We start from the raw sequence: 12636 nt of genomic DNA, 5'->3' as shown, positions 1-12636 counted from the left end.
GCCGGGTGGCCGACCGCAGGCGCCGGCGGTCCTGACGGCTCGGATGGCTCCGTCGGCTCTGACGGCTCCCGGGCCGTGGGCGCTGAGCACCGCCAACACGGTCGACGCACCCGGCCGACGCCGCCGTCAGCTCACCAGCAGATGCGCCGCCAGGCCCGCGGCGCGTTGTCGCGCGGCTGACGGAACGGGCGGCCGGGCAGGCGCCGTCGGCTCAGACGACGCAGTCGTCGGCTCGGACGAGACAGTGGTCGGCACTGACGGCTCACGGACCGTGGGCGTTGGGCGCCGCCGGCCCCGCGCCGCGTCACCGCGCGGCCGACCGAGCGAGTAGCCCCGGGTAGCCGCCCGCAGGCGCCGTCGGCTCTGACGGCTCCTACGCCCCGGGGCTTAGGCCTTGGGCGCCGCCAACACCGTCCAGCCACCCGGCCGTTGGCGCCGTCAACTCGCCGACAGATGCGTAGCCGGCCCCGCGGGCATCGCGCCCCGTAACCGCGCGGCTGACCGAGCAAGTAGCCCCGGGTAGCTGTCCGCTGGTGCCGTCAGCGTTGGCGGCTCCGTCGTTCACGAGTCGTGGGCAATGGGCGCCGCCAGCCACACGCCGCATCGCGCGCCGCGTCATCGCGCGGCTGACCCAACGGGTGGCCGGGTAGCCGACCGCAGGCGCCGTCGGCGCTGGCCGGCCCCGACGGCCCCGGTTCATAGGCGCCGGACGCCGTCGCCGCCAACACGCTGCGGCACGCCGGGGGGCTGCCCGCACCGTCCACGCGCCCCTCCCCCCTCAGCTCACCAGCAGATGCGCCGCCAACCCCGCGATCAGCGCGCTCGACGTGAGTGCCGTCAGGAGGCGGCCCCTGCGGCCGGTCAGGGCGTGGCCCAGCAGCGCGCCGCCGCTCGCGAGCAGGAGCTGCCAGCTTGCCGACGCCGTGAAAGCGGCCAGCGCGAACGCCGCCTGGTCCAGGTGTGTCAGCGAAGCCGTCGCCCGGCTGCCCAGGACCAGCGCGGCGAAGTAGACGACCGTGGCGGGGTTCAGGAGCGTCAGACCGAGCAGGGCGCCGTACGCGCGGGCGGGGCCGAGGGGCGTGCCGGGCCCGGCGGCGACGTCGTCGTGTGCGCGGTAGCGGCGGACCGCCTGCACCGCGCCCCACGTCGCCAAGATCACGAGCACCAGGACCGAAGCCCCGCGCAGCGGCGTCAGGACCGGCTCGACCACACCGGTCAGCGAGGCGCCGCCGACCGCGGCGACGAGCGCGTAGAGGCCGTCGGCGGTCGCGACGCCGAGGGCGGCGCAGGCGCCGGTGCGCAGGGTCGTGCGTGCGGTGAGGGCCACGAGGTAGGTCCCGACGGCGCCGACCGGCATGGCGATGCCGTACCCGGCGAGGAACCCCGCGACCAGGACCGCGCTCACGCGTGTGCGCGCATCGGCCTCCGCGATCGGCCGGCCTGCTGCTGCGCCGGCGCCGGACGGGCGGCGGGGACGGCGACGGGCAGCGGGGCGGTGGTGGCCGGGAACGAGTGCATGGGCCGAGCGTCCCGTCAGCCGGGCGCGCCCGGCAACCGATTTACGCGGCGGGGTCCTGCGCCAGTCCCCCCGCGTGCCCCGCCCGGCAACCCGAATTACGCGGCGGAGCCCCGCGCCAGCCCCGCCGCGTGCCCCGCCCGGCAACCCGAATTACGCGGCGGGGTCCCGCGCCAGTCCCGCCGCGTACCCCGCCCGGCAACCCGAATTACGCGGCGAGGTCCCGCGCCAGTCCCGCCGCGCACCCCGCCCGGCACCCCGAATTACGCGGCGGCGTCCCGCGCCAGTCCCGCCGCGTACCGTCCCAGGACCTCCCGTGCCGACTCCGGCGTCTGGTGGCCCACCAAGGCCTGGGCGGTGAGGCCCTCCGTCAGGGCCAGCAGGGTGGCGGCCTCGGTGGACGGGGCGAGGCGGGGGGACAGTTCGCCCGTGTCCTGGCCGTAGCCGATCAGCCAGACCAGGAGGTCGTGCAGCTTTCCGTACGTCTCGCGCAGCACCGCCGCCAGCGGCTCGCTCACCGTCGCGTGGGCGACGAAGGCGCCCCAGACCTGCGCCTCCGTCCGGTCCTCCGGGTCGACGAGGGCGAGGGCGGAGAGCGTGCGGTCCAGGAGGGTCAGGGCGGACCGCGGGGTGCCGGACGCCTCGACGCGCGCCTTCGCCCGGTCGCCGACGCGCTGGGAGAGGCCCTCCAGGGCGAATAGCAGCATCTCGTCCTTGGTGCGGAAGCAGCGCTGCACCGCACCCATCGACACCTCCGCCTCGGCCGCGACGTCGCGGAGGCTCACGGACTCCATCCCGGAGCGGGCGATCAGGGCGCAGACCGCCTCGGCGATGAGGCCCCGGCGGTTGTCGTAATCGACCTGTCTGGGCACGGGCGGGGGCTCCTTCCGGGAGCACGGGACGAAGGGGTGCAGGGGCGTCGGGGCGTCGGGGGGAGGCACGTGGTTCCGGTGCGGTTCTTCGATGCGGTTTTTCGATTCGACTTTCCGATTCGACTTTTCGATGCGGTTGCATCATATCCCGCTCGGATGCATGATCTGATGCGACCGCATCGGAACGATCGGCGCGCCGCGCGAAAGGCAGGCGCCGCCCTCAGGGAGACACGCACATGGCACCGCAGACACCACAGACTCCACAGACACCGCAGACACCCCAGACACCGCAGACCGGGCCGGTCCCGGTCCGGCAGGCCCCCGACGGCAAGAAGAGCGGCACATCCTCCGTGGGACCGCTGGCCCTCTTCGGGTTCATCCTGCTCGTCCAGGGCTTCGGCTCCGCGATCACGGAGTCCGGATGGGACACCGCCTTCGGTGTCTCCGCCGTGCTGCGCGGCGCAGGGGCCCCGGAGTGGACCGACCTGGTGGTCGGGGCGCTCGGCTGCGCCCTGCTCGCCGCGGCGGCACGCGTCCGGATGCTGCGCCGGGCGCCGTAGCGCTCGCCCCACGCGCCCCGCGATACTTCCGCCACCTCATCACTTACGGAAGGACTCGCGTGCACATACGACTTGGTGCCCTCGGCGTCGCCGCTCTGCTCGCCGGGCTCGGGCTCGGGCTGCCGGCGTCCGCCTCCGCCGCGTCCCCGGCCCCCGGCCGCCCCGCCGCCGACCACACCGCCCCCGACCGCACCGCCCCCACCACCGAAGAGGCCCGCCTCGACCGTGCCGCTCCGCAGGAGATCCTGCGGCGCAGCGGGTTCGACTCCGTGGCGCCCGCGTTGGAGCGCGCGCTCGGGACCGCCCGCTCCTACGACCAGGCGCGGCGGCTCGTCGTGCGCGAAGGCGCGGCGCTGTGGCGGCGTGCCGTCGACCGGGCGCAGGGGCGCGGGCCCGCCGGGAGGCGGGACGCGATCAGCCGGGACGACGACCGGCCGTTGTACTGGGCGCGGCTCGGGATGACGCGGGAGCTACGCGGATGGGAGCCCACCCGGTTCACGCTCACCGCACGCCAACGCGCCGCGCTCATAGGCGCGTTGGAGCGGTCATCGCGGGGGCAGGACACCGTCTCGTACCGCGGCGGGAAGCACGTCAAGCGCATCCTCGTCACCGGCTTCGACCCGTTCACCCTCGACCGGGACGTCCGCATCAGCAACCCCTCGGGCGCCACCGCGCTCGCCCTGGACGGCACCACGATCCGCACCGCCGACGGGCCCGCCCGCATCGAGGCGATGACATTCCCCGTGCGCTGGCAGGACTTCGCCGACGGCGCCGTCGAGCGGGCGCTGCGGCCCCACCTGCCGCACGTCGACCTTTTCACCACCATCAGCCAGGGACGCGTCGGCAAGTTTGACGTCGAGCGGACCAACGGCGCCTGGCGCGGCGGCTTCCCCGACAACGACAACCTGTCGCGCACCGAGACCGTCCCGGTCACCGATCCCGCCACGCAGCCCCAGTGGACGTCGACGACCCTCCCGTACAAGGCGATCACGGAGGCGCGCACCGGGCGCTTCCCCGTGTACGACAACACGTCGGTGACCGAGATCCCTGCGGGCGGCACCGCGCCCGTGGTCCGGCCCGACGGGCCCACCGAGGGGTCGACGGCGCGCGAGGGCGGCGGCGGGAACTACCTGTCGAACGAGATCGCCTACCGCGCGACGCTGCTGCGCGACCGGCTCGGGCTGCACGACCGGCTGCCGGGCGGCCATGTGCACACGCCCGTCCTGCAGTTCGGCGCGGGCAACACCGACCCGGCGACGGGTGAGGTCACCGATCCCGAGTTCGTGCGGAACCGGCTCGACATCATCGCTCAGGTGCGGGAGATCCTCCGGGTGGCCGCGTCGTCGTCCTGATCCGCACCCGGTGTGCGACCGCCGCCGTCGCCGTCCGTGTTGTCCTCGCCCAGCAGGTCCCGTGCCATCAGCGTCGCGCCCGCGACCGCGCCCGGCATCAGGAACACCGCGACGAACGGCACCAGGAAGGCGACGGCGAGCGGCGCCCCGAACCCCCAGGCGAGCGTCTTGCGGGCGCGCAACAGCCGCAGCCGCTCGCGCAGTTCGACGCCGCGGCGCTGCAGGGCGACCGCCGTGAGCTCCTCGACCAGGAAGAACCCCGTCACACAGAAGCCGATCACCGGGACCACCGTCTGGCCCGCGACCGGGATGAAGCCGAGCGCGAAGAGCAGCACGCCCCACAGCGCCGCGCGCACCACGATGCGCAGGCTGTCCCGCGCGGAGATCCACAGGTCGCGCCAGAGCGGCAGCCCCGACTCGGGGGCGTGGCCGGACTCGGCGATGTCGACCTTCTCGGACAGCGACTCGTAGAAGGGCTGGCCGATCAGGAGCGTCATCGCGGTGAAGGTGAGGACGGAGAGCAGCAGCGCGAGGGCGAAGAGCAGGCCGGTCAGGAAGCCGCGGAAGAGGCCGGCCCACGGTGAGGACCAGTCGTCGGCGAAGGGCGTGGCCCAGCCGACGAGGTCGGCGCCCCACAGGGCGAGCGCGACCAGCGCGGCCGCGTAGAGGAGGAGGGTGATGAGGCCGGGCAGCAGCCCCCACCCGTACTGCCTGCCGTGCTGGGCGACCCAGCGCTGCCCCTTGACCAAGTAGCCGAAACCCACACCCAGATCGCGCATGCGGCACACCTTAGCCGCAGGTGGGCGGGGGTCTGTGCGGGGCGGGTGACCGTCCTGTCACGGCCGGGGCACAGAGCCGGTCGCGGTGGTGGGAAATACCCGGCGGGGTGGGCGGGTTGATCATGCCGACGAAGTCCCGACCCACCCCGGAGGCCGTTCCGCATGACCCGTGAAGTGCGTGTGCAGGGCACCGTCGCCGACGGATACGAGGCCGTGCGCGAGGAGTTCACCGCCGTCCTCGCCACCCAGGAGCCGCGCTACGCGGGTCAGCTGGCCGCGTACGTCGCGGGGCGCCGGGTCGTCGACCTGTGGGTGGGCCCGGACACCGACGGCGACTCGCTGTACGGGGTGTACTCCTCCACCAAGGGCGCGGCGCACCTCGTCGTCGCCCTGCTCGTGCAGGACGGCACGCTGGACCTGGACCGCGCGGTCGCCGACTACTGGCCGGAGTTCGCCGCCCACGGCAAGGGGGGCGTCACCCTGCGCGACCTGCTCGCGCACCGGGCGGGCGTGGTGGGCGCCGACTCCGGCTTCTCCCCCGGGGAGCTCGCCGACGACCGGGTGATCGCCGAGCGGCTCGCGGCGCAGCGCCCGTACTGGCGGCCCGGCACCGCCTTCGGCTACCACGCCCTGTCCATCGGGGCGCTCAGCGGCGAGGTGGTGTTCCGCGCCACCGGCCGGACCCTCCAGGAGCTGTACGAGGAGCGGGTGCGCGCGCCGTACGGCCTGGACTTCTTCCTCGGCCTGCCCGAGGGGCACGAGGGGCGGTTCCGCTCCGTGCTGCCGATGAACCCGACGCCCGAGCAGCGGGAGGTTCTGGCTGCTTCGGAGACCGGGCCGCGGAGCCTGTCCGCCATCGCCTTCAACCGCAACGGGGCCGAGCCCACCGACCTCCAGTCGCTGCCCAACTCCCGTGCGGTGCGCGCCAAGGGGCCTGCCTCGGTCGGCGGTGTGGCCTCGGCGCGCGGTCTCGCCGGGATGTACGCGGCGGCGGTGACCGGCGTCGAGGGGCGCGCGGCGCTCCTGACGGCGGACACGGTCGCGGAGTTCGGTCAGGTGCAGTCGGTCGGGTACGACCTGGTGTCGCGGGCGCACAAGGTCTTCGCGGTCGGCTTCCAGGCCACGTCCGACGTGCTGTTCCCGTTCCTGGGCGCGGGCTCCATCGGGCACAGCGGCGCGGGCGGCTCGCAGGCGTTCGCCGATCCGGGCAGCGGGCTCGCCTACGGGTACACGCGGCGGCGGTTCGCCTTCCCCGGCGGCTCCGCGCCCGAGAACGAGCGGCTGGCGCGGGTCGTGCACGAGGCGGCGCTCGCCACGGCCTGAGCCGGCAGGCGCGACCACGACGGAGGGCCGCACCCCGGGCTTCGGGGTGCGGCCCTCCGTCGTACGGCGAGCGGGGTCAGGCGACCGCGAGCTCGACCTTGATGTTGCCGCGCGTGGCGTTCGAGTAGGGGCACACCTGGTGCGCCTTCTCGACCAGGGACTGCGCGGTGGCCGCGTCCACGTTCGGGATGGAGGCGGTGATCGCGACCTCCAGGCCGAAGCCGCCGGCCTCGTTCTGGCCGATGCCGACCTTGGCGGTCACGGTCGAGCCGGAGATGTCGGCGTTCTCCTTGCGGGCGACCACGCCGAGGGCGCCCTGGAAGCAGGCGCTGTAGCCGGCCGCGAAGAGCTGCTCGGGGTTGGTGCCCGCGCCGCTGCCGCCCATCTCCTTCGGCGGGTTCACGACGACGTCGAGCTTGCCGTCGTCGCTGGCCACACGGCCGTCGCGGCCGTTCTCCGCGGTGGCCACGGCGGTGTACTTGACGTCGATCTTCTGGATGGACATAAGGGTCTGTTCCTCCTGAGATGTGACGTGGTGCGCGCCCACAACCACGGTTTGTGGAATCAGGTTATCGGATGCCGGAAGAGCCTCGGCGGACCCGAGGCGGTCTCAGCCGGTCTCAGCCGAGCGTGACGATCATCTTTCCGGTGTTCTCGCCGCGGAGCATGCCGAGGAAGGCCTCCACGCCGTTCTCGACTCCCTCGACGACCGTCTCGCGGTACTTGAGCTCGCCGGAGCGGATCCAGCCGCCCACCTCGCGCACGAACTGCGGCTGCAGGTCGTTGTGGTCCTGCACGAGCATGCCCTGCAGACGCAGGCGCTTGCCGATGACCAGGGCGAGGTTGCGCGGGGCCGGGGTCGGCTCGGTGTCGTTGTAACCGGCGATCATGCCGCAGATGGTGGCGCGGCCGTGCACGTTCATCCGGCTGATGGCGGCTTCCAGGTGCTCGCCGCCGACGTTGTCGAAGTACACGTCGATCCCGTCGGGAGCGGCGTCCTTGAGCTGCTCGGCGACCGGCTTGGGGTCCTTGTAGTTGAAGGCGGCGTCGAAGCCGTACTCCTCGATCAGGAGCTTGACCTTGTCGTCCGAGCCCGCCGAGCCGACGACGCGCGAGGCGCCCTTCAGCCGGGCGATCTGGCCGACCTGGCCGCCCACGGCGCCGGCCGCGCCGGAGACGAAGACCGCGTCGCCCTCCTTGAAGGAGGCGACCTCCAGGAGGCCCGCGTACGCCGTCAGGCCCGTCATGCCGAGCACGCCGAGGTAGGCGGAGAGCGGCGCGGCCTGCGGGTCGACCTTCGTGGCGTGCTGGGCGGGCACGGAGGCGTACTCGCGCCAGCCCGCGAAGTGCAGGACGTGGTCGCCCACCGCGTAACCCTCGGCGTTCGAGGCGACGACCTCGCCGACCGCGCCGCCCTCCATGGGGCGGTCGAGCTGGAACGGCGGGACGTACGACTTCACGTCGTTCATCCGGCCCCGCATGTACGGGTCCACGGAGAAGTGCAGGTTGCGCACCAGGACGCGGCCCTCGGCCGGGGCCTCCACGGGGGCCTCGCGCAGCGCGAAGTCCTCCGGCACGGGCCAGCCGTCGGGGCGGCGCACGAGGTGCCACTCACGGCTGACCGAGGGGAGCTGGCGCTGTTCGGGGGTGACGGACATGAGGGGGTGTCCTCCTACTGCCTACTGCCTTCGGGGCATGCGGCGTACGGCGTGCGGAAATGCTTCAGGTTGTGAAACAACCATGCTCCTGAATATTTCATGATGTCAAGCAACCGGGTAGCCTGGTCGTCATGGCCACCCGCAGCGCACGTGCCCGCACGCCCCGCGCCGATCCGCTGACGCTCGAAGTCGTCGAGCTGATCGGCTCGGTCGTGGCGCGCTACCACGAGGAGTACGAGGAGGCTGCCGCCGGGCACGCGTTGACCGGGGCGCAGGCCCGCGTACTGGGTCTGCTCTCCCTCGAACCGATGCCCATGCGTCGCATCGCGCAGAAATTGAAGTGCGAGCCGTCGAACATCACGGGGATCGTCGACCGGCTCGAGGCGCGCGGCCTCGTCGAGCGGCGGCCGGACGCGGGCGATCGGCGGGTGAAGCTGGCGGCGCCGACGGATGAGGGGGTCGCCGTTGCCCGCAGTCTGCGGGAGTCGCTGGATTTTGCGCGGGAGCCGTTGGCTGAGTTGTCGCGTGAGGAGCGGGTGGTTTTGCGGGGGCTTTTGCGGAGGATGGTCGGGGGCTCCGCTGGTTGAGCGGGGGCTCTGCGGGTTGTGTGTGGTTGCTTGCGCAGTTCCCCGCGCCCCTGAGGGGGCTCGCCTCTCGGGTTCCCTGCGGATCGCGTGTGGTTGTTCGCGCAGTTCCCCGCGCCCCTGAGGGGGGCTGGTCTTTCGGGGCCTCTGCCGGTCGCGTGTGGTTGCTCGCGCCGTTCCCCGCGCCCCTGGGGGGCTGGCCTGGTGTCTCGTCTGCGGGCTGTGTGTGGTTGCTTGCGCAGTTCCCCGCGCCCCCCGGGGGGGGCTGGTCTCTCGGGTTCTCTGCGGGTTGCGTGTAGTTGCTCGCGCAGTTCCCCGCGCCCCTTAGGGGCTTGCCCCTCGGGGCCTCTGCCGGTTGTGTGTGGTTGCTCGCGTCGTTCCTCGCGCCCCTTAGGGGGCTTGCCCGCACCGGGTTACGTGCACCACCACAGGAAGCGGTCGCAGGTTTTTGTGGGGGTGGGGGTTGGGGGGTGGGGTGGGGTGGGGCGGGATGTTTCGGCCGGGGTGGGGGGTGGGTCGGTGGGGGAGGGCTCGGGGGGTGGGGGCTTTGCGGTGTTGTTCGGGTTGGTCGTGTCGGCCTTGTCCTCGTGGGGGGTCTTGCCCTCCTCCTCTCGCTCCTTCCGCTCCTTCTTGGGCTTTCGCGTCGCCTTCTCCGTTGTTGGGCCCGACGGGTCCGGCGTCACGTCCGACGCGTCCTGCGCCGTCGTGCCGCCCGCGGCAGGGCCTGTGGGGTCCGGCGGCGAGGTCTCCGTCGTCCCGGCCTCCGGCGCCGACGCCGTCGCCGGGTCCTCCGACGCGCCCTCCGTGCCCAGCTCCGCGAGGCTCAGGCCGCCCGCCGCGAGTGCCAGGCCCGCGGTGATGAAGAGGACCTTGCGGCGCCTGCGCCGGTGCGCCCTGCGGCTGCGCTCCTTGCGGCGGCCGCGTGTGCGCGGGGACGACTCCTCGTACCCCTCCTCGTACGCGTCCGGCTCCCGCGGCGACACCGCGACGGACCGCGCATACTCCCGGCACGCTTCGGCCGGGGTGCCGCACCCCGGGCAGGCGAGGGCGCCGTTGAGGTGCCTGCGGCACGGGTGGCAGTAGTCCATGAGGCATGGAGGCTAGGTGCCGCGTCGGCGCGAGCGGAAGCCGACGCTGTGAAAGTTGTGTGCTGAATCGAACAGTCCGGCCTCAGGACCGGCCCAGCAGGCCCCTCAAACGGCGGGCCCGCAGCACCAGTTCCAGTTCGAATCGGCGATCCGGGTCGTCAATCTCGTCACCCCAGAGTTCCCTGATCTGGCGGAGGCGGTAGCGGACGGTCTGGGGGTGGACGCCCAGTCGCGCGGCCACCTCCGGGGCGCCGCCGCGCGTCTCCAGCCAGGCCAGGAGCGTCTCGGCGAGGCGGCGGCCGTGGGCGGGGCCGCAGTGGTCGAGCGGGGCCAGACAGCGGCGGGTCAGATCCTCGATGAGCTCCTCGGGCTGCAGGAGCACCAGCGCCTCGGTGTGCTCCGTGCAGTGCAGCACCTCACCGGCGGGCAGCAGACCGCGCTCCATCAGCCCGACCGCCGCCTCCGCCCAGCGCAGCGACTTCGCGGCGTCGGCCAGCGCCACCGGCGGGCCGATCGCGCCGGACCAGCCGGTCATCGCGCGGCGCAGCAGCTCGGGCCGGCCCGCCGCCTCGGGGTCGGGTACGACCATGCGGGGCTGCTCGGCCTCCATGTCGAGCAGGACGCCCTGCCCGACGGCGGGCGCCACCGCCTCCCGCGCGGGGCGCAGCAGGACGCCGACGGCGACGCGTTCGGGCAGTTGCCAGCCGACGCGGGCGGCGCGTTCGCCGAGGTTGCCGTGGGCGGCGGGGCCGCCGGCGCGGGCCGGGCCCGCGCCCGTGCCGGTGGCGTACGAGGAGCCGGCGCCGGTGTCGGAGCGCCGTTCGGAGAGCAGCAGCTCCATCAACTTCCTTTGCAGGCGCAGGCGTTCACCGGCCTCGCGGGCGGCGGCCTCCGCGTAACCGCGTACGGACTGGTCGACGAGTCCGTCCAGGTACTCGAAGCCCGACTCGGCGAGTTCGTACATGGCCGGGGGCGGGATCTCGATCTGCTGGCCGATCTCGGCGAGGCGCCGCCAGGCGAGCCGTACGCCCAGGCGGTAGATGGCCTGGAGCGAGTCGAGGCTGCGGCCGTGCAGTCCCTCGCCTCGGCCGAACTCCTGGAAGACCTCCAGGTGGTAGCGCGGCCGCTCCTGCGATGCGAGTTGCTGGACGAAGCCCTCCAGGGCACGCCGGATGCCGATCAGCGCCATCGGCTCGCCGGAGTCGTCGAGGACGACGGGCAGGGCGGGGTACTCGGCGCGGATCCCGCGCAGGATGTCCTGGGCGAGGGCGGGCACCTCCTCCAGGGCGAGCGCGGCGAACTCCCTTATCTGGCGCGGCGGTACGTCACGCCAGGCGGAGCGGGCGGCGGGGCGGGCCGGGTCCTCGTCGCCGGACGCGGCGGAGGCGGCGGACTCTGCGGGCTGGATGCCGGTCGCGGCCACGGCGGCTCACTGCCCCTGCGCCGGTGCCTCGTAGTGCACCAGTGGGGTGTTGGGCTGGTCCGGGGTGGCGTCCAGGAGCGCGACGATGCCGAGGGCCGCCCCGACGGCGATGAGCGCTCCGGCGGCGACGGCGAGTGAAGCGGCGAGCAGTCGGTGCATTGCGAGGGTCAGCCTCTCTGTCGGAGGTCGTCCCCACCCTGGTCACGCGGTACCCCGGCCGGGGCGCGCGGCGTCGCCGCACCGCCCTGGTCGCCCTGCCGATGCCGGCCCCGCCCGGCAAGTGCCCAGTCTCAGCAATGCATTGACACTTCGTCAAGGGTGCGCCTACGGTTCCCGGCCCATACGGCTCGGTAACACTCTCCCGCCCTCAGCCCAGGAGTGACCCCATGCGCCGCACCGCCTCTCCCCTGTCGCTGATCCTCCTCGGGCTCGGCGCGTTCCTTCTGGTCCTGGCACCGATGCTGGCCTGGTACGTCGAGCCGCGGGCGAAACGCACGCCGGTCGACATCGACACCGTCACCGTCTTCAAGGGCAAGGGGAGTTACTTCGACACCGACAAGATCAAGACCGTCCACGACAAGAACCTCACCATCACGCGGCAGGTGCGGGGGGACGTCAAGGACAGCGAGGACAGCGGGCGCGCGGTGTGGGACGTGTCCACCTCCGTGGATCCGGACAAGTCGCTGCCCGCGGCGGACCCGCACGACTCGCTCCAGTGGACGATGGAGCGCTGGGTCACCGACCGGAAGACGAACGCGCCGGTGCACTGCTGCGGCGAGAAGCCGTACTTCGAGGGCGAGGCCTACCTGAAGTTCCCCTTCGACGTGGAGAAGCGGTCCTACCGCTGGTGGGACAACACCCTTGGCGCGACCGTGCCGCTCACCTACCGGGGCACGAAGAAGATCCAGGGCTACGAGGGGTACCGCTTCACGGCGACGGTGAAGGCGACGAAGACCGGGACGCGGCAGGTGCCGGGGACCATGGTCGGTCAGCCGAAGAAGAGTCAGGTCATCGCGGACGAGTACTACGCCAACCACGGCATCGAGCTCGTCGCGGATCAGCGCACCGGCCGGATCATCTACGCCGCGATCGGTCCCCGCAAGACGCTGCGCGCGCCGGGCTCGGACAAGGACGCGACGGTGCTGCTCGACAGCGAGCGGATCGCGTTCACCCCGGCCACGCAGAAGGAGCAGGTGAACCTGGCCGACGACGACAGCAGCAGGCTGGAACTGGTCGGTGAGACGCTGCCCGTGGGCGCCGCCGTGCTGGGCGGTGTGCTCGCGGTGGCCGGAATCGTACTCGTCGTGCGCGGGCGGCGCGGGGACGGGGCACACGGTCCCGGAGGGCCGGGCGGATCGGCGGAGCCGGGCAGTCCGCATGCTGGTACGTCACCGACCGCCCTGCAGTCCAGCACGATGTGATGAGGCGTCAGCTCCCGAAAGCCCGGAAATTGTCACTTCGGTGAGTAGCCGCGCGGTACC

General features: G+C 73.1%; 13 protein-coding genes. 5 read left to right on the top strand and 8 right to left on the bottom strand.

Going from position 1 to position 12636, the window contains the following annotated elements; translation table 11 throughout:
- Nucleotides 1-778: 778 nt before the first annotated feature.
- Complete coding sequence (locus ACZ6CV_RS01365; protein ID WP_469248685.1) at nucleotides 779-1405, bottom strand: LysE family transporter; 627 nt, start codon at nucleotides 1403-1405, stop codon at nucleotides 779-781.
- Between the two features lie 374 nt (nucleotides 1406-1779).
- Nucleotides 1780-2388, bottom strand: a complete 609-nt coding sequence (locus ACZ6CV_RS01360) for a TetR/AcrR family transcriptional regulator (RefSeq protein ID WP_469248684.1) — start codon at nucleotides 2386-2388, stop codon at nucleotides 1780-1782.
- A gap of 236 nt (nucleotides 2389-2624) precedes the next feature.
- On the opposite strand from ACZ6CV_RS01360, the gene ACZ6CV_RS01355 reads away from it, so the two are divergent.
- Together ACZ6CV_RS01355 and ACZ6CV_RS01350 are read left to right on the top strand one after the other, a co-directional pair.
- On the top strand, nucleotides 2625-2948 hold the full coding sequence (locus tag ACZ6CV_RS01355) for a hypothetical protein (RefSeq protein ID WP_469248683.1): 324 nt from the start codon (nucleotides 2625-2627) through the stop codon (nucleotides 2946-2948).
- A gap of 59 nt (nucleotides 2949-3007) precedes the next feature.
- Nucleotides 3008-4300 (top strand): pyroglutamyl-peptidase I, encoded by a 1293-nt coding sequence (locus ACZ6CV_RS01350; RefSeq protein WP_469248682.1) that lies wholly within the window; start codon nucleotides 3008-3010, stop codon nucleotides 4298-4300.
- Here ACZ6CV_RS01350 and ACZ6CV_RS01345 read toward each other — a convergent pair.
- Nucleotides 4258-5079, bottom strand: coding sequence for an EI24 domain-containing protein (locus tag ACZ6CV_RS01345; protein WP_469248680.1), 822 nt, complete (start codon nucleotides 5077-5079; stop codon nucleotides 4258-4260). The genes ACZ6CV_RS01350 and ACZ6CV_RS01345 overlap by 43 nt on opposite strands.
- Nucleotides 5080-5241: 162 nt before the next feature.
- On the opposite strand from ACZ6CV_RS01345, the gene ACZ6CV_RS01340 reads away from it, so the two are divergent.
- Entirely contained in the window at nucleotides 5242-6402 is a 1161-nt protein-coding gene (locus tag ACZ6CV_RS01340) for a serine hydrolase domain-containing protein (protein WP_469248678.1), read from the top strand.
- Nucleotides 6403-6478: 76 nt separating this feature from the next.
- Here the strand turns inward: ACZ6CV_RS01340 and ACZ6CV_RS01335 are convergent, their stop codons facing one another.
- Both ACZ6CV_RS01335 and ACZ6CV_RS01330 read right to left on the bottom strand, forming a co-directional pair.
- The gene (locus ACZ6CV_RS01335) at nucleotides 6479-6907 is read right to left on the bottom strand and encodes an organic hydroperoxide resistance protein (protein ID WP_362367386.1); all 429 of its coding nucleotides are present in this window, start codon (nucleotides 6905-6907) and stop codon (nucleotides 6479-6481) included.
- A 115-nt stretch (nucleotides 6908-7022) separates the two neighbouring features.
- Nucleotides 7023-8060: an NADP-dependent oxidoreductase gene (locus tag ACZ6CV_RS01330; protein ID WP_362367383.1), complete on the bottom strand. Its 1038-nt coding sequence runs from the start codon at nucleotides 8058-8060 to the stop codon at nucleotides 7023-7025.
- 131 nt (nucleotides 8061-8191) lie between these two features.
- Between ACZ6CV_RS01330 and ACZ6CV_RS01325 the strand changes: the two genes are divergently transcribed.
- Nucleotides 8192-8647, top strand: coding sequence for a MarR family winged helix-turn-helix transcriptional regulator (locus ACZ6CV_RS01325; protein ID WP_362367380.1), 456 nt, complete (start codon nucleotides 8192-8194; stop codon nucleotides 8645-8647).
- Between the two features lie 410 nt (nucleotides 8648-9057).
- On the opposite strand, the gene ACZ6CV_RS01320 is transcribed toward ACZ6CV_RS01325, so the two are convergent.
- From ACZ6CV_RS01320 to ACZ6CV_RS01310, 3 genes are all read right to left on the bottom strand, one after another.
- Nucleotides 9058-9732 (bottom strand): SCO2400 family protein, encoded by a 675-nt coding sequence (locus tag ACZ6CV_RS01320; RefSeq protein ID WP_469248676.1) that lies wholly within the window; start codon nucleotides 9730-9732, stop codon nucleotides 9058-9060.
- Between the two features lie 82 nt (nucleotides 9733-9814).
- A complete protein-coding gene (locus tag ACZ6CV_RS01315) occupies nucleotides 9815-11041 on the bottom strand; it encodes a PucR-like N-terminal domain-containing protein (protein ID WP_469249584.1) in 1227 nt (408 codons plus the stop codon).
- A 120-nt stretch (nucleotides 11042-11161) separates the two neighbouring features.
- Nucleotides 11162-11314, bottom strand: coding sequence for a hypothetical protein (locus ACZ6CV_RS01310; RefSeq protein ID WP_355808718.1), 153 nt, complete (start codon nucleotides 11312-11314; stop codon nucleotides 11162-11164).
- A 227-nt stretch (nucleotides 11315-11541) separates the two neighbouring features.
- Between ACZ6CV_RS01310 and pgfA the strand changes: the two genes are divergently transcribed.
- Nucleotides 11542-12576, top strand: a complete 1035-nt coding sequence (gene pgfA / locus ACZ6CV_RS01305) for a cell envelope lipid trafficking protein PgfA (RefSeq protein WP_469248674.1) — start codon at nucleotides 11542-11544, stop codon at nucleotides 12574-12576.
- The last annotated feature ends 60 nt before the right edge of the window (nucleotides 12577-12636 follow it).

It is taken from the genome of Streptomyces sp. NPDC041713 (assembly GCF_055591085.1).
This window is presented reverse-complemented; position numbering and strand designations above follow the sequence as displayed.

Excerpts from the sequence above, each read along its gene's own strand:
- ACZ6CV_RS01330 (WP_362367383.1), bottom strand. The coding sequence starts at position 8,060 with ATGTCCGTCACCCCCGAACAGCGCCAGCTCCCCTCGGTCAGCCGTGAG.
- ACZ6CV_RS01325 (WP_362367380.1), top strand. The coding sequence starts at position 8,192 with ATGGCCACCCGCAGCGCACGTGCCCGCACGCCCCGCGCCGATCCGCTG.
- ACZ6CV_RS01345 (WP_469248680.1), bottom strand. The coding sequence starts at position 5,079 with ATGCGCGATCTGGGTGTGGGTTTCGGCTACTTGGTCAAGGGGCAGCGC.
- ACZ6CV_RS01355 (WP_469248683.1), top strand. The coding sequence starts at position 2,625 with ATGGCACCGCAGACACCACAGACTCCACAGACACCGCAGACACCCCAG.
- ACZ6CV_RS01310 (WP_355808718.1), bottom strand. The coding sequence starts at position 11,314 with ATGCACCGACTGCTCGCCGCTTCACTCGCCGTCGCCGCCGGAGCGCTC.
- ACZ6CV_RS01320 (WP_469248676.1), bottom strand. The coding sequence starts at position 9,732 with ATGGACTACTGCCACCCGTGCCGCAGGCACCTCAACGGCGCCCTCGCC.
- pgfA (WP_469248674.1), top strand. The coding sequence starts at position 11,542 with ATGCGCCGCACCGCCTCTCCCCTGTCGCTGATCCTCCTCGGGCTCGGC.
- ACZ6CV_RS01340 (WP_469248678.1), top strand. The coding sequence starts at position 5,242 with ATGACCCGTGAAGTGCGTGTGCAGGGCACCGTCGCCGACGGATACGAG.
- ACZ6CV_RS01335 (WP_362367386.1), bottom strand. The coding sequence starts at position 6,907 with ATGTCCATCCAGAAGATCGACGTCAAGTACACCGCCGTGGCCACCGCG.